This window comes from Propionispora hippei DSM 15287 (genome assembly GCF_900141835.1).
In the GTDB taxonomy this organism is placed as follows: Bacteria; Bacillota; Negativicutes; order Propionisporales; family Propionisporaceae; genus Propionispora; species Propionispora hippei.
On sequence record NZ_FQZD01000013.1, the window covers coordinates 116,846 to 132,090 of the forward strand.

Sequence of the window (15,245 nt, forward strand, 5' to 3'; positions counted from 1 at the left end):
CCTTCCTGCACTTTACCGTGATGTATATTTTCTGATGACCGCGGCTGCCGCATGCAGCCCGTCCAAAGCAGCGCTCATAATCCCGCCCGCATAGCCGGCACCTTCCCCAATAGGGTACAAACCGACCACACTGGCAGACAGATAATTTTCGTCCCGTTTCAGCCGCACCGGCGCCGACGTTCTGGTCTCCACGCCGGTCATAACCGCGCCGGGCTGAGCAAAGCCCCTGATCTTCCGGTCAAAATCCGGCAGAGCCTGAGCCAGCGTAGCGGTGACAAAATCGGGCAGGCATTTCCTAAGTTCCGCATCCCTGACCCCGGGCCGGTAGCTGGGTGCTGTCAGATAGGCCGCCGGCGCCATACCGGTCAGGAAATGTCCCACCGTTTGGACAGGAGCCTGATAATTAGCCCCGCCACACTGAAAAGCCAACTGCTCATAGTGGCGCTGAAAGGCAATCCCACTCAATACTTCGCCGCCGCAATCCTCCGGATTGACATTGACCACCAGAGCACTGTTGGCAATCCCCGAAGCACGGCTGTAATGGCTCATGCCGTTAGTGACCACACCGCTCTCTTCTGAGGCGGCAGCCACCACCAACCCGCCGGGGCACATGCAAAACGAATAGGCTGTACGTCCTATGGCCTTGTGGTGATACACCAAGGCATAGTCGGCCGCCCCCAGGGCCGGATGCCCGGCCATAGGCCCATACTGGGCCTGATCGATCAGCGACTGGGGATGTTCAATACGCACGCCGATAGCAAACGGTTTTGCCTCCATAGCCACGCCCTTGCCATACAGCATATGATACGTGTCGCGAGCACTGTGACCGATGCCAAACAACGCTACCGAACAGGGAATCAGGCGGGTTTCATTCACCACCAGCCCCTCCAGACAACCGTCTTTGATTACCAGGTCAGTGACACAGGCGCCAAACTCGACCTCGCCGCCCAGCGCGATAATGCGTTGGCGGATACGCTTCACCATCTGCCGCAGCTTGTCTGTCCCGATATGGGGCTTATGAAGATAGCGAATCTCCGGGTCCGCTCCGGCTTCAACAAAAATATCGAGTACTTCCCGCATATACGGGTCCTGTACCCGGGTCGTCAGTTTTCCGTCGGAAAATGTGCCGGCCCCGCCTTCGCCAAACTGTACATTAGATAGCCCGTTAAACTGGCCGGTTTGCCAGAAATGAGCCACATCGCGGGTACGGGTTTCCACATCCTGCCCCCGTTCCAGGACCAGCGGACGGTAACCGTATTCGGCTAAGGTCAGCGCCGCCAGCATACCGGCCGGTCCCAGTCCCACAACGACCGGACGGGCGGTCAGCACTTCCTGTCCCGGCACAAGCGGCGTTTTGGCCTCTTCCTGCAGCAGAGCAACGTCCTTGTCTCCCCGCAGGCGGGACAGAACCTGGCCTTCGGGCAAACGGGTTTTCACTTCCAGCGAATAGACAAAGGTAATATTGTTTTTTCTTCTGGCATCCAGCGCCCGGCGGCTAATGACCGTTTCGGTCACGGCCTCCACCGGGATTCGCAGCTTTTTCGCCGCCAGCTCGGCTAATGACCTGGTACTGTCAATGGACACCCTGAGATTGGTTATACGTAGCAAATGGTTTCAACCACCTTATACTATTATTCCATGAAAATCACGACCATCTTTGCGGTCTTTTTTGCTCACCACTTCGTTGTCGTCAACCGGTGGAGGAACCACTACACCTCATTCCTCCGCCTTGTAGCGAACAAAAAATCCTCGCAAATCTCATCACGTTTTTCAGGGGATAATAGTATTGTATTACTGTTGTGCCGGCCCCGTGAACCGGGTACCGAAGATTTGCCAAAACACATAAAAAACCGGCTGTATAGCATGTATAGCATGACTGCACCTCATCTATTATATACTATCGCCGGTTATAGGAAAAGTATGTTATTCAGTTACGGTCAATCCGCATTCAGGGAACCGCTGAATTAATTAACCTGTCAATCGAGCGACAAGTCTTCCTCAGAGCGGGCACTACAAATCAATCAGTGATTTCTTAAGGAAGTTTCGGCTTAACCGGCTCACTGTTGCGGGTTATCTCGATATGCAGGATAATGCTGCTACGAGCGGCAGTGATATTTTCACCCAGTTGCAGTTTGACTTCACGGTTGACATTTTTATCAATGCCGGACAGATTGACCGGTTCGGTATAGACCGCGTCAATTTTACCGATTTCTTTCGGATCACCGGAAATTTCCACTTTGTCCGGTTCGGTCGTAATGCTCTTCAACACAATGCCTGGCCCCAGTTCTCCCGACAGAATGGGTTTTATATCCACCGTCTTTTTCGTCATATTTTGGACCAGATTCATGTTGACCGTCACATTGGAAGGGCTTAACAGCACCCCTTCCTGCTTTTTGCTTTCCTTATTAAGCGGCGTTACCGGCACGCTGGCAGTAAAGTCAGTCGTTTGCCCCTCCACATCTACCGTAGCGACCAGCCGGTCCACCGCGTTAATCAGGCTGCGCGGCCCCTGGATGGTGATCAGATCGGTGTCGGCTGTCACCTTCCCAACAACCATACCGGGCGGCAACGAGCCGGTAAAGCGGATTTCCACAGGCATCCTTTTGCTGGAAATCGGGTCCAGCGTAATAGTCACCGTATCCGGTGTAATCTCCAGAAGCTCCAGCCCGTTAGGCAGCGTAGCGCTGACCTGGGCGGTATATTTGCCTTCGGTGGCGTTTTTCAAATCCAGATAGGCCTTCACATCCTGGGGCCGCAAACCGTAAATCAGGCTCCGTGAACCCCGGACCTTGACCTTGACCTCATCGGGAACATCCATTGCCGCCAGCGTGGTACTCAGACTGTGAATTTCCAACGGCACCTGCAAACTGGTTTCAATCGGGGGGTTTTGCTCGTTCATTACATAAATCCAAAGAACAGCGGCCATAATCAGGGCCAGTATTTTAGGAATAATATGCTTCCCTGGCATTCTATCCATTATGACGACTGCCTCCAGTTTAAATAATCGGTGATCTTAACATGTTTTTTGATGGTAAACAGCGGGCGCAAATGCTCCCGCAGACTCTCCATGTCCAGATGGCGCAGCAGCCGGCCGCCTCTGGCCAGTGAAATAATGCCCGTTTCCTCGCTGACCACGATAACTACCGCGTCGGTTTGCTCCGATATGCCGATAGCCGCCCGGTGCCGTGTTCCCAGCTCCTTGTTGAGGCTGCGGTCTTCCGTAAGCGGCAAAAGACAGCCGACGGCAATGATGCGGTCGCCGCGCAGGATTGCGGCTCCATCATGCATCGGTGTATTGGGAATAAAAATATTGATCAGAAATTCATTGGATACCAGGCCATCCACCTTAATCCCTGATTCGATGTAATCGCTTAAGCCGGTTTCCTGCTCCAGCACCAATAGCGCACCGATTTTATTTTTTGACAGTACAGCAATACCCTTGGCCATTTCGTCGACCAACAGTTCCGCTTCCTCTTCATTTAAAAAGACCCGCTTGCGAAACACATTGCCCCGCCCCAATTGCTCCAGCGCCCGCCTAAGCTCAGGCTGAAACACCACCGGCAAGGCTACCAGAAAAGCCGTCATCGTCTTTTGCATCAGCCAGTTGATAACATTGAGATCAAGCCATTTACTGACCAATGTAGCCATTAATAACACCATAAGTCCTTTAACCAGTGCCAGTGCCCGTGTGTCCTTAATCATCACGTACAGCTTATAGAGCACAACGGCTACCAGCACTATATCAACAATGTCCAGCAGACCGATTGTCGATAATATCCCCCGAATTTGCAGCAGCATACCATAAACCCCTTATTAATTATATATAAAATAAATAGTTCACTACATTATTCTACCCAGTATCAGGAAAAACCTTTAGCCAATTTTGCGAGTTTATAAAAAAATATCTCCGGCCCAGTGGTTTGCCCACTCTGAAAGCATAATTGCTTCACAGTTTTTTTTCCGCAATGCTTTGTTGTCGCCGGTTTACATATATATGATATGCGCACCTTCTCCGCCAAAACCTTGCAAAAAATTCCCGCGAATTATTTTACGCTTTCAGAACGGACAGACCACTAGCACCGGAGATATTGCTGCTAAAGAGCAACTTATCCTTTTGCTACCGTTTCGACCCAGCCAAATTTGTCCGACTCCCCACCTTGCTGCAGCCCTGTGATATAGTCAAATAACCGCTGCGCCAATTTTCCTGTCTGGTTATTATTTATCGTTATCTTATGTCCCTTCCAGGAAAGCTCGCCAACCGGCGAAATGACGGCTGCCGTACCGGAGCCGAAGACTTCCTCCAGCGTCCCCTTGGCGTGGGCTTCGTACACTTCCTCAATGGAAATCTGGCGTTCCACCGCGTTGATGCCCCAGTCCCTGAGCACCTCCAGCACCGTCCGGCGAGTAATGCCGCTTAGGATGCTGCCGTTTAAAGCCGGCGTAATCACTTCGCCGTTGATTTTGAACAGAATGTTCATGGTGCCCACTTCTTCTATATATTTACGGTGAATGGCATCCAGCCACAGCACCTGGGTAAAGCCTTCTTTCTTGGCTTCCACCTGGGCTCTCAGGCTCATGGCATAATTGGCCGGCGTTTTGGCTTCGCCCAGGCCGCCCGGCGTAGCCCGTACATATTTATCCTCCACCTTGATGCTGACCGGATTAAAGCCCGCCGCGTAGTAGGCGCCGACCGGCGACAAAATGATAAACAAACGGTAGGTATCGGATACCTTAACACCTACATACGGATCGGTGGCAATAATGAACGGCCGGATATAGAGCGAGGTGCCGCGCTTATGGGGAACCCAGTCCTTCTCGGTTTCCAGCAACTGAAACAGTCCGGCTTTCACTTCTTCCACATTAATCCGCGGAATACACAGATGATCGGCGGAACGGTTGAAGCGGTTCAGATAGTCATTCACCCGGAAGACAACAATCCGGTTATCCTCGGTCCGGAAGGCCTTGATCCCTTCAAAAATAGCCTGCCCGTAGTGCAAGGTCATGTTGGAGGGAGAAGCCTCAAACTCCTCATACGGCACAATTCTGGCCGAATGCCAGCCCTTTCCCGTCTCATAATCCATAACAAACATGTGATTGGTAAAAATCGTGCCAAACCCCAGCTGTTCTTCCGACGGTATGGTGCGCAAAATCTCTGTCATGGTTACTGGAACTGCCATTATTAAAGCCCCCTACTTATTTTTAGTTTGAGCCAGAGGCTGGTTAAAGATCCGGGGCGTACCGCCCGCTTTGGTCTTTAACCAGCCTCAATATCTTTCAGAATATGAAATTACCGCGAAGCTACTCGTTTTTATTCATTATATGTTGCCTTTTGTATACATGTCAAGTGTTGTTCGTTCTTTATTCATCATATTTTGGGCAACTGTAAGCTCTTGTCTCACTTGCGCGGACGATGTACCGCCATAGGAGTTACGGGCATCAACACAGGTTTCAATCTTGATGGCTTCCAGAATATCCGCCTCAAACAGCTCGGAAAAGGCTTTGAATTCGTCTAACGTCACATCCATCAGCCATTTGTTATGCTCAATACAATAGGCAACAGCCTTGCCAACCACTTCATGGGCCTGGCGGAAGGGAAGCCCCTTTTTCACCAGATAATCGGCCATATCGGTGGCATTGGAGAAATCGTTGCGCAGCACCTGGCGCATCCGGTTCTCATTGACCCTCATGTCGCGCAGCATGGAAGCATAGGTGGTCAGACTGAATTTCAGCGTGTCAATGGCGTCAAACAGTCCTTCCTTATCCTCCTGCAGGTCCTTATTGTAGGCCAGCGGCAGTCCCTTGGACACCGTCAGAATTCCCATCAGGTGACCAAATACCCGGCCGGTCTTGCCGCGCACCAATTCCGCCACATCGGGATTCTTCTTCTGCGGCATAATGCTCGAGCCGGTGCAATGGGCGTCGTCCAGTTCAATGAATGAAAACTCACTGGAAGACCAGAGAATGATTTCTTCGCTGATCCGGCTCAAATGCATCATCAAAATGGAAGCGAAAGAAAGAAACTCCATAATGTAATCCCGGTCGCTTACCGCGTCCATGCTGTTTTCGTACACCTGGCTGAATTTGAGCTGCTCGGCCACATAGTGCCGGTCGATCGGGAAGGTAGTCCCGGCCAGGGCGCCGGCCCCCAGCGGCATGATATCGGTGTGTTCCCACACGCCGTGCAGGCGGTTAAAGTCCCGGCTCAGCATAAAAAAGTAGGCCAGCATATGATGGGAGAACAAAATGGGCTGAGCCCGCTGCAAATGAGTATAGCCGGGCATAACCGTATGAGGATACTTGGCAGCCACGTCCAGGATAGCCTGCTGCATATCCATGATCAGTCCGGCAATATACCGGATTTCCTTTTTCAGATACATATGGGTATCCAGCGCCACCTGATCGTTACGGCTGCGGGCAGTATGCAGCTTGCCGCCTACCGCACCGATCCGTTCGGTCAGCCGTTTTTCAATATTCATATGGATATCTTCCAGGGAGATTTCAAAGGAAAAATGTCCGGCCTCAATGTCCGCAAGAATCGAGGTAAGCCCTTCAATAATCGTGTCCGCCTCTCCGGTGCTGATAATGCCGCACTTAGCCAGCATACGGGCATGGGCGATGCTGCCGGCAATATCCTCCCGGTACATCCGTTGATCAAAAGAAATGGAGGAGGTAAACTCCTCCACCATAACGTCGGTACTTTTGGCAAAACGTCCGCCCCAAAGCTTTGACATACTATCCATTCTCCTTCTGCATCAGCGCCCGGACTTTTAACGGCAGACCGAAGAGGTTGATGAAGCCTTCTGCGTCTTTCTGGTTGTATACTTCGTCGCGGCCGAAAGTGACAAAGCCTTCATGGTATAAGGAGTACGGCGATTTGGCACCGGCACTGATGATATTGCCTTTATACAGTTTCAGCCGGACCACACCGCTGACCGTCTGCTGGGTGGTATTGACAAACGCGTCCAGCGCTTCCCGGAGCGGTGAGAACCACATGCCGTCATAAACCAGCTCGGCGTAGCGGACAGCCACCTGTTCCTTGTAATGCAGCGTAGCGCGATCCAGGGTTAAGTATTCCAATTCTCGGTGGGCATAGTACAAAATCGAGCCGCCCGGATTTTCGTATACACCGCGGGATTTCATGCCTACCAAACGGTTCTCCACTATATCGGTGATGCCGATGCCGTTGGCGGCGCCCAGGGCGTTGAGTTTTTCCAATAAAGCCACGGCATCCATTTTTTCACCGTTAACCGCTACCGGAATACCTTTTTCAAAAGTAACTTCCACATAGGTCGGTTTATCCGGCGCTTTTTCCGGCGTAGTGGTAACCATGTAGACATCGTCCTGCGGTTCGTTCCAGGGATCTTCCAGGTCGGCGCCTTCATGGCTTAAGTGCCAGATATTGCGGTCCATGCTGTAGGGTCTTTTCTTTGTGACAGGCACCGGAATGCCATGTTTTTCAGCATAATCAATAGCGTCTTCCCGGGAACGGATGTCCCAGAGCCGCCAGGGAGCGATAATCTGCAAATGCGGGGCCAGTGCTTTTACGGTCAATTCAAAGCGTACCTGGTCATTGCCTTTACCGGTAGCACCGTGACAGATGGCGTCGGCGCCTTCCTTCTCGGCAATTTCCACCATCGCCTTGGCAATGATCGGCCGGGCAAAAGAAGTGCCCAGCAGGTATTTGCCTTCGTAGATGGCGCCTGCCTTCAGTGTCTGCCATACGTATTTTTCCACAAAGGGTTTGGTCAAATCTTCAATATATACCTTGCTGGCGCCCGATTTAATCGCTTTTTCCCGGACCGGTGCCAGTTCGTCACCTTGTCCGACATCGGCGCACATAGCAATGACTTCACACTGATAGTTTTCTTTCAGCCACGGAATAATAACCGACGTATCCAGGCCACCTGAATAGGCCAAAACCACTTTTTTAATACTGCTCATTTTTCAAAATCCCCCTATTTACTTATGTATCCACTATGGATTTTTCTTTATTTTTTCCCCATTAATAACGCCATAATCGCCTTCTGCACATGCAAACGATTTTCCGCTTCGTCAAATACGGCCGACTGCGGTCCTTCCAGAACTTCCTCGGTGATTTCCTCACCCCGGTGAGCCGGCAGGCAATGCAGTACAATGGCATCCGGTTTGGCTTCCTGCATCAGACGGCCGTTCACCTGAAAACTGGCAAAGGCTTTCTTTCTGGCCTGCTGCTCAGCCTCCTGTCCCATACTAGCCCAGACATCGGTATATACCACATCGGCGTCCTTAGCCGCGAGCAGCGGGTCGGTCACCACTTCTATCTGGGTACCGTACAGGGCGGCGTCTTGCTTGGCTTGTGCAAGCATATCAGCCTGCGGCTCATAGCCGGGCGGCGTCGCTACGGCGAAATGCATGCCGACCTTGGCACAGGCGTGCATCAGCGCGTGGACCATGTTGTTGCCGTCACCGATAAAGGCCATTTTGCGGCCTTTCAGTTCGTTCTTGTATTCCTGCACGGTAAAAATATCGGTCAACGCCTGGCAGGGATGCAATAAATCGGTCAACCCGTTAATAATCGGAATAGTGGCATAGCGGGCCAGTTCTTCCACCTTGTCATGGGCAAAGGTCCGGATCATAATGCCGTCAACATAGCGCGACAGGACGCGAGCCGTATCCTTGATCGGTTCCCCGCGGCCGATTTGCAGGTCTCTGTCGCTTAGAAACAAAGCCGTACCGCCAAGCTGCCACATGCCCACCTCAAAAGAAACGCGGGTCCGGGTGGACGACTTCTCAAAAATCATCCCCAGGGTTTTGCCCTTCAGCAGGTGATGCTGCTCACCGCGCCGCTGTTTTTCCTTCAAATCTTTGGCCAGCTCGAGAATCTCAAACACCTCGGCAACCGACAAATCGTGAATCGACAATAAATCCTTATTCTTTATGCCCATGGCACATAACCCCCACTTTATCTCATTATACAAATATATCAAGTGATCTGTCTACTTTGAAGGCGTAAAAGAATTCGCGGGAATTTTTCCGCAAGGCAAAGCGAAGAAGGCACACACATCGGACATATGTAAGCCGACGCATTGCGGGAAAAGACCCGTAAAGTCATTATGATTTCAGAGTGGACAGACCGCTAACAGCTTGGCAACTCTAAACCAAGGAAAGGCTGTTATCCTTCATTAGATTAGGGTTATCAAACTACTCCCTGGCAAAACGCTTTCCCGTTTTGCTCTTTATAAATCCGCGAAGGTTGCCGCTAAGAATACTTTCTTCGCAGCAACCTTCCGTCAACTTTGTTAGGGCGTGTTGACACCAGTGTTCATGGCCCATCTTCCGGCGGACTTCCGCCATACTGCGTTAAATTTCCCCGAAGACCCGCCCTACTCTGCTGCCAGTACTTTATCCAATGTGGTCATAACCTCGTCAATGTGGCCGCGATTGATATTCAGCGGCGGTACGAACCGCAGTATGTCGCCGGCAGTGCAGTTGATGATAGCGCCCTGGGCCAAACATTTATTGACGATGTCCCGGCCCGGACGGGTCAGCTTGGCGCCCAGGATCAGGCCCTTGCCGCGCACTTCGGTAATCAGCGCCGGATACTTTTCTTTCAATTTGATAAGCTTGGCCAACAGGTATTCACCCATAGCAACGGTATTGTTCAGCAATTGTTCTTCCCCGATGCAGTCCAATACGGCGTTGGCCGCAGCACAGGCCAGCGGATTGCCGCCGAAGGTGCTGCCGTGGTCACCGGCCGCAAAGGCAGCCGCCACTTTCTCGGTGGTCATAAAAGCGCCGATCGGCACGCCGCCGCCCAAGCCTTTGGCCACCGTGGCAATGTCAGGTTTTACGCCGAAAGTCTGGTAGGCGAACAAACTGCCCGTCCGGCCCATACCGGTCTGAATTTCATCAAAGATAAGCAGGGCCCCGGTTTGGTCACAAAGCTCACGGACAGTTTCCAGATAGCCCGGTTCAGGCATATTGACGCCGCCCTCGCCTTGAATGGGCTCCAGCATGACGGCACAGGTCTTTGCTGCCGACATGAGCGCTTTCAATTCGTCCAGGTTGTTATAGTGAACATACCGGAAGCCGCCCGGCAGCGGTTCATAGCCTTCATGGTATTTGGGCTGACCGGTAGCGGTCAGCGCCGCCAGCGTCCGGCCGTGAAAGGAATCATAGGCCGTAATGATTTCGACCTTGTCAGGACTGATGGTCTTGGCGTATTTACGGGCCAGTTTAATAGCCCCCTCATTGGCTTCGGCGCCGCTGTTGCCAAAAAACACCCGGTCCATGCCGCTTTGCTCCGCCAGCTTTTGAGCCAGCGTCGCCTGCTGCTCGGTATAGTACAGGTTGGAGCAATGAATCAGCCGGCCGGCCTGTTTGGCGATGGCCGCCACCAACTTGGGATGGGCATGCCCTAAAATATTGACGGCGATACCGCCCAGGAAATCAATATATTTTTTGCCGTTATTATCATACACATACGGCCCTTCACCATGGGACAACACGATTGGATAACGGGCAAACACTTTCATATAGTGCCGCTCATCGGTTTTCATGATGATCTGTTGATCCATTTCGAATACTGCCTCCTTTGAGAACCACTGATTTATTCACACCGCACATCCTAGCGGTTCCCTCGTCTAACCGTTTGCCATTGTTTTACCGACTCTTTACAATTTCCGTGCCGATACCGGCGGAAGTAAATATTTCCAGCAGCAGCGAGTGGGGCTGCCGGCCGTCAATAATATGGGCCTTCACCGCGCCGCCCGACAAGGCCCGGATGCAAGCCTCCACCTTTGGAATCATGCCGCCGTCAATGGTGCCGTCCTGAATCATGCCCTGGGCGTCTTCAAAGGTTAGCGTGGAAATAAAGGTGCTCTTATCGTGATAATCACGGTAAATACCTTCCACATCGGTCAACAGCATCAGTTTTTCCGCCTCCAGTGCGCCGGCGATTTCTCCGGCCACGTAGTCAGCGTTGATGTTATAGGTGGCGTTGTCAATGCCCCGGCCGATCGGCGCGATGACCGGAATATAATCCTGATCCAGTAGCGTATGGAGCAGCCCGGCATTAATCTTGACCACATCGCCGACAAAGCCGATATCGGCTTTTTTTACCTCGCCGTTCTCATATATCTCTGCCAAATGTTTTTCGGCGATCACCAAATCGGCATCCTTGCCGCTAAGGCCGACGGCCTTGGCTCCCTGCTGGTTCAGTAGGCAGACAATTTCGCTGTTGATTTTTCCCGCCAGCACCATTTCGGCCACTTCCACCGTTTCCGCGTCGGTTACACGAAGGCCGCTGACAAAGGTCGACTGCTTGCCGAGCTGTTTCAAAAAGCCGGTAATCTCCGGACCGCCGCCATGGACGACCACCGGGCGCATACCGACGCATTTCATCAGAATAATATCTTTAATAACCTGCTGCTTCAGCTCGCCGTTAATCATGGCGTTGCCGCCGTATTTAATAACTACCGTTTTGCCGGCAAACTGCTGCATATAAGGCAGCGTTTCTATTAGTACCGCCGCCGTTCTTTCCGGTGAATGAATCATTGCATCAACACTCCTTTATAGGAAAAACCAGCCCTGATAGATGCCCGGTCAAGGCTCTGCCAGCGCCGGTTATACATCAGGTATGGTATTCTCCGTTGATTTTCACATATTCATAGGAGAAGTCGCAAGTCCAGACTGTAGCCTTGGCCGGACCGACGTTCAGGTCTACCTGAACCACAATATCGTGATCCGCCATCACTGTCCGCAACGCCTGTTCGTCATACTGGGCACCCAGGCCTTTTTCCACAATGGTAATTCCGCCGATAGCCAGCGAGGTTTTTTCCGGTACTACCGTCGCTTCCGAATAGCCTACGGCGCAAAGAATCCGTCCCCAATTAGGGTCCTGGCCAAAGAAGGCCGTTTTGACCAGCGGCGATTTGGCTATGGCCATGGCCGCCTTTTTGGCGTCGTCGAAGGAAGCGGCACCGCAAACATTCACCTCCAGGAATTTGGTGGCCCCTTCGCCGTCACGGGCCACCAGTTTGGCCAGCGTGGTGCAGAGGGTGGTAAGAGCGCTTTTAAAAGCTTGATAGTCGTCGCCTGTCGTATCGTTTATCACCGGATTTCCCGCCAGACCGTTAGCCATAACACCGACCATATCATTGGTACTGGTATCACCGTCTACCGTCACCATGTTGAACGATACCCCGACCGCCTCGCTCAGTGCCTGCTTCAATGCCGGTGCACTAATGGCGGCATCGGTGGTAACAAAACCCAGCATGGTGGCCATATTGGGATGAATCATGCCGGAGCCTTTGGCAATACCGGCGATACGAACGGTCTTACCGCCCAGTTCGAACTCATAGGCGCAAATTTTCAAAAACGTATCGGTGGTCAGAATGGCCTGAGCCGCCTGTTGATGTCCTTCGACCGACATGGCCTTGACGGCAGAGTGAATCCCGGCCGTTACTTTGTCCATCGGCATGGTCACGCCGATGATCCCGGTGGAAGCCACCAACACTTCCTCCGGTGTAACGTTAAGAGCCTCCGCGGTAATGTCAGCCATAGCCACAGCATCGGTCATGCCCTGCTCGCCGGTGCAGGCATTGGCGCAACCCGAATTAACGATAAACGCTGAAGCTTTGCCGCCGGCCACATGCTTGCGTGACACCACAACAGGCGCCGCCGCCATGATATTGGTTGTGAATACGGCTGCCGCTGCCGCCGGTTGAGTGCTGTATATAATGGCTACGTCTTCTTTGCCACTTTTTTTAATACCTGCTTTAATCCCCGCCGCTTTAAACCCCTGCGGGGCCGTAATGCCTCCGGTTATTTCTTTCAACATATGTGTATGCCTCCTCATGCTGGACGACGTCCGTCCGCTATTATAATGGGCCTCTTAATTATTAGGGATAAAGCGGTGCCTGCTCCAGACCGGTACGTTCCTCCAGACCGAACATGACATTCAGGTTCTGTACGGCCTGACCGGCGGCGCCTTTCACCAGATTGTCAATGGCTGATACCACGATCACCCGGTTGGTCCGGCTGTCGATATGCCAGCCCAGATCGCAGAAATTGGAGCCGCGCGTCTGTTTGGTTGACGGATATCCGCCCCGTCCCAAGAGTCGGATAAAGTACTCCTCTTGGTACAGGCTTTGGAATGCCTCGTCGACCTGGCTTGCTGTCACACCGGCTTTCAGGCTGGCATAACAGGTGCTGAGGATGCCTCTGGCCATCGGCACCAAATGGGGCGTAAAGCTTAGGATTACCGGTTCACCGGCCAGGAGGCTGAGCGCCTGCTCAATTTCCGGAGTATGGCGGTGGCCGGCGATATTATAGGCTTTCAAGTTTTCAAATACTTCCGTAAAGTGACTGCCCAATGACAGGCTGCGGCCGGCACCGGAGACGCCTGACTTGGCGTCGACAATGATCGTATGTAGTTCAATCAGTTGGCAGCTAACCAGGGGCGCCAGGGCCAAAATGCTGGCCGTGGTATAGCAGCCCGGATTACCGACAATGGTGGCTTCCTTAACGGCGTCGCGATTCAGTTCGGTGAGTCCGTATACGGCATTGGCTTCTGGATGCGTATGGGGTACCTTATACCACTGTTCATAAACGCCCACGTCACGGAAGCGATAGTCGGCGCCCAGATCAATGATCTTAACGCCTTGCGCTGACAGCCGTTTGCCGGCTTCCATGGCATGGCCATGCGGCAGGGCAATAAAGGCAACGTCGCTGTCGGCCAGCTTATCCAGGTCCTTCATGCTTTCCAATGTTTTATCATAAAACCCTGTTATATGGGGATATATCGACTGAATGGCGGTGCCGGTCTGACTTTCCGAGGTGATATGAACAATCTCGGCCTGAGGATGGTTGGCTAAAATACGCAATAGTTCTTCTCCTGTATAGCCGGTGGCACCAATAATGCTGACTTTCATACTTTTCCCTCCTTCATATTAATAATTATACATCTATTTGAATAAAGATGCAACAGGCTTATGTATTTTGTATTTTATTATTTTGTCATACCTGCAGCTAATTCTAATCTTATCATACCGGCCTGTCCGCAGGGAAGCCGCAACCGTTGTATTTTCAGCTTTGTTTAAGGGATAAGCCGAGGTTTAACCGAGAGTCATTGAGTACACACTATAACAGAGAAAAAAATCTGCCGGCAAACCAGGCAGGACTCACACCGATTTATATAGTATAATTATATATACAGAGCGTGTTAACAAGGAGGATGATATTATTGGTAAAACAACAACCAGCCTCGCCATTTGTCCGTTACGGTAAAAAGTATTTCATGCTGCTCCTCGGCTCTATTTTTGCCGCTATCGGTCTGGAGGAGTTTCTGATCCCCAATCAGATCATTGACGGTGGCATCGTCGGCATCTCGATTATGGCCAGCCACCTAAGCGGTTTTTCGATGAGCATCTTTCTCATTTTGCTGAATCTGCCCTTTTTTTACCTCGGTTATATGCAAATCGGCAAGACCTTTGCCTTGTCCACTTTATTTTCCGTTCTTTCGCTGGCGTTTTGGACCTCCATACTGCATCCGGTGCCACAACTGACCACTGACCTGTTTTTGGCGGCGGTCTTCGGCGGCATCATTGTCGGGGTTGGGGTCGGACTGATTATCCGCTATGGCGGCTCGCTGGACGGGACCGAAATTATCGCCATTATCATGGATAAAAAAACCGGCTTTTCCGTAGGCGAAATCATTATGTTCTTTAACCTGTTTATTTTAGGCAGCGCCGGATTGGTCTATACCTGGGACAAAGCCATGTATTCCCTGGTGGCTTACTTTGTCGCTTTCAAGGTGATCGACATTACAATTGAAGGTTTAGATGAGTCTAAAGGAGTTATCATCGTATCTGAGAATCCGGAGGAAATTTCCTCTGCTTTAATGGCCCGCCTTGGCCGCGGCGTAACGGTGCTCCATGGGGAAGGAGGCTATACCGGTGCGCCCAAGAAGATTCTCTATTCGGTTATGACTCGTTTAGAAATTGCTAAATTAAAGGGAATTGTCCAGGAAAAAGACGAGGAAGCCTTTGTCACCATCACCGATGTCCATGATGTAATGGGCGGCCGGGTGAAAAAGAAGGCCATTCACTAGGTAAGCACTAATTAAATAAACCTGTTGGCCTGGCGAGAGATTTTTTCGTCTGGCAAGAAAGTAAAACCGCAGGAATAGCGGCCCCTATTTCAAGGTTTGCTGACGCAGCCAGGCGGAAAAAGCTCCGTCAGGACGCGCAGTGTGAATTAATCAG

12 protein-coding genes are annotated in these 15,245 nt (G+C 51.8%); 1 reads left to right on the forward strand and 11 read right to left on the reverse strand.

Annotated elements, in window-relative coordinates; translation table 11 throughout:
* Window positions 1-12 precede the first annotated feature (12 nt).
* The 11 genes from F3H20_RS09570 to argC all read right to left on the reverse strand — a co-directional run bounded on the left by F3H20_RS09570 (window position 13) and on the right by argC (window position 13,913).
* Complete coding sequence (locus tag F3H20_RS09570) at window positions 13-1,608, reverse strand: NAD(P)/FAD-dependent oxidoreductase (protein WP_149734703.1); 1,596 nt, start codon at window positions 1,606-1,608, stop codon at window positions 13-15.
* A 424-nt stretch (window positions 1,609-2,032) separates the two neighbouring features.
* Window positions 2,033-2,977, reverse strand: coding sequence for a CdaR family protein (locus F3H20_RS09575; protein ID WP_149734704.1), 945 nt, complete (start codon window positions 2,975-2,977; stop codon window positions 2,033-2,035).
* Window positions 2,977-3,798 carry a diadenylate cyclase CdaA gene (gene cdaA / locus F3H20_RS09580; RefSeq protein WP_091747996.1) on the reverse strand — a complete coding sequence of 274 codons (822 nt, stop codon included), beginning with the start codon at window positions 3,796-3,798 and terminating at the stop codon, window positions 2,977-2,979. The genes F3H20_RS09575 and cdaA overlap by 1 nt, the downstream gene beginning before the upstream one ends.
* A 308-nt stretch (window positions 3,799-4,106) precedes the next feature.
* A complete protein-coding gene (locus F3H20_RS09585; RefSeq protein ID WP_223191708.1) occupies window positions 4,107-5,177 on the reverse strand; it encodes a branched-chain amino acid aminotransferase in 1,071 nt (356 codons plus the stop codon).
* 138 nt (window positions 5,178-5,315) lie between these two features.
* Complete coding sequence (gene argH / locus F3H20_RS09590; protein ID WP_149734705.1) at window positions 5,316-6,731, reverse strand: argininosuccinate lyase; 1,416 nt, start codon at window positions 6,729-6,731, stop codon at window positions 5,316-5,318.
* Between the two features lies 1 nt (window position 6,732).
* Entirely contained in the window at window positions 6,733-7,941 is a 1,209-nt protein-coding gene (locus tag F3H20_RS09595) for an argininosuccinate synthase (protein ID WP_149734706.1), read from the reverse strand.
* Window positions 7,942-7,988: 47 nt separating this feature from the next.
* The gene (gene argF / locus F3H20_RS09600; RefSeq protein ID WP_149734707.1) at window positions 7,989-8,924 is read right to left on the reverse strand and encodes an ornithine carbamoyltransferase; all 936 of its coding nucleotides are present in this window, start codon (window positions 8,922-8,924) and stop codon (window positions 7,989-7,991) included.
* A gap of 438 nt (window positions 8,925-9,362) precedes the next feature.
* A complete protein-coding gene (locus tag F3H20_RS09605; protein ID WP_149734708.1) occupies window positions 9,363-10,556 on the reverse strand; it encodes an acetylornithine transaminase in 1,194 nt (397 codons plus the stop codon).
* An 85-nt stretch (window positions 10,557-10,641) separates the two neighbouring features.
* Window positions 10,642-11,535, reverse strand: coding sequence for an acetylglutamate kinase (argB, locus tag F3H20_RS09610; RefSeq protein WP_149734709.1), 894 nt, complete (start codon window positions 11,533-11,535; stop codon window positions 10,642-10,644).
* A gap of 76 nt (window positions 11,536-11,611) precedes the next feature.
* Complete coding sequence (gene argJ / locus F3H20_RS09615; RefSeq protein ID WP_149734710.1) at window positions 11,612-12,820, reverse strand: bifunctional glutamate N-acetyltransferase/amino-acid acetyltransferase ArgJ; 1,209 nt, start codon at window positions 12,818-12,820, stop codon at window positions 11,612-11,614.
* A gap of 61 nt (window positions 12,821-12,881) precedes the next feature.
* Window positions 12,882-13,913 carry an N-acetyl-gamma-glutamyl-phosphate reductase gene (argC, locus tag F3H20_RS09620; RefSeq protein ID WP_149734711.1) on the reverse strand — a complete coding sequence of 344 codons (1,032 nt, stop codon included), beginning with the start codon at window positions 13,911-13,913 and terminating at the stop codon, window positions 12,882-12,884.
* A 365-nt stretch (window positions 13,914-14,278) separates the two neighbouring features.
* Here argC and F3H20_RS09625 point away from each other — a divergent pair, with 365 nt between their 5' ends.
* The gene (locus F3H20_RS09625) at window positions 14,279-15,091 is read left to right on the forward strand and encodes a YitT family protein (protein ID WP_394349565.1); all 813 of its coding nucleotides are present in this window, start codon (window positions 14,279-14,281) and stop codon (window positions 15,089-15,091) included.
* The last annotated feature ends 154 nt before the right edge of the window (window positions 15,092-15,245 follow it).

Excerpts from the sequence above, each read along its gene's own strand:
- argC (WP_149734711.1), bottom strand. The coding sequence starts at position 13,913 with ATGAAAGTCAGCATTATTGGTGCCACCGGCTATACAGGAGAAGAACTA.
- argB (WP_149734709.1), bottom strand. The coding sequence starts at position 11,535 with ATGATTCATTCACCGGAAAGAACGGCGGCGGTACTAATAGAAACGCTG.
- argF (WP_149734707.1), bottom strand. The coding sequence starts at position 8,924 with ATGGGCATAAAGAATAAGGATTTATTGTCGATTCACGATTTGTCGGTT.
- F3H20_RS09575 (WP_149734704.1), bottom strand. The coding sequence starts at position 2,977 with ATGGATAGAATGCCAGGGAAGCATATTATTCCTAAAATACTGGCCCTG.
- cdaA (WP_091747996.1), bottom strand. The coding sequence starts at position 3,798 with ATGCTGCTGCAAATTCGGGGGATATTATCGACAATCGGTCTGCTGGAC.
- F3H20_RS09595 (WP_149734706.1), bottom strand. The coding sequence starts at position 7,941 with ATGAGCAGTATTAAAAAAGTGGTTTTGGCCTATTCAGGTGGCCTGGAT.
- F3H20_RS09605 (WP_149734708.1), bottom strand. The coding sequence starts at position 10,556 with ATGGATCAACAGATCATCATGAAAACCGATGAGCGGCACTATATGAAA.
- F3H20_RS09585 (WP_223191708.1), bottom strand. The coding sequence starts at position 5,177 with ATGGCAGTTCCAGTAACCATGACAGAGATTTTGCGCACCATACCGTCG.
- F3H20_RS09625 (WP_394349565.1), top strand. The coding sequence starts at position 14,279 with ATGCTGCTCCTCGGCTCTATTTTTGCCGCTATCGGTCTGGAGGAGTTT.
- argH (WP_149734705.1), bottom strand. The coding sequence starts at position 6,731 with ATGTCAAAGCTTTGGGGCGGACGTTTTGCCAAAAGTACCGACGTTATG.
- argJ (WP_149734710.1), bottom strand. The coding sequence starts at position 12,820 with ATGTTGAAAGAAATAACCGGAGGCATTACGGCCCCGCAGGGGTTTAAA.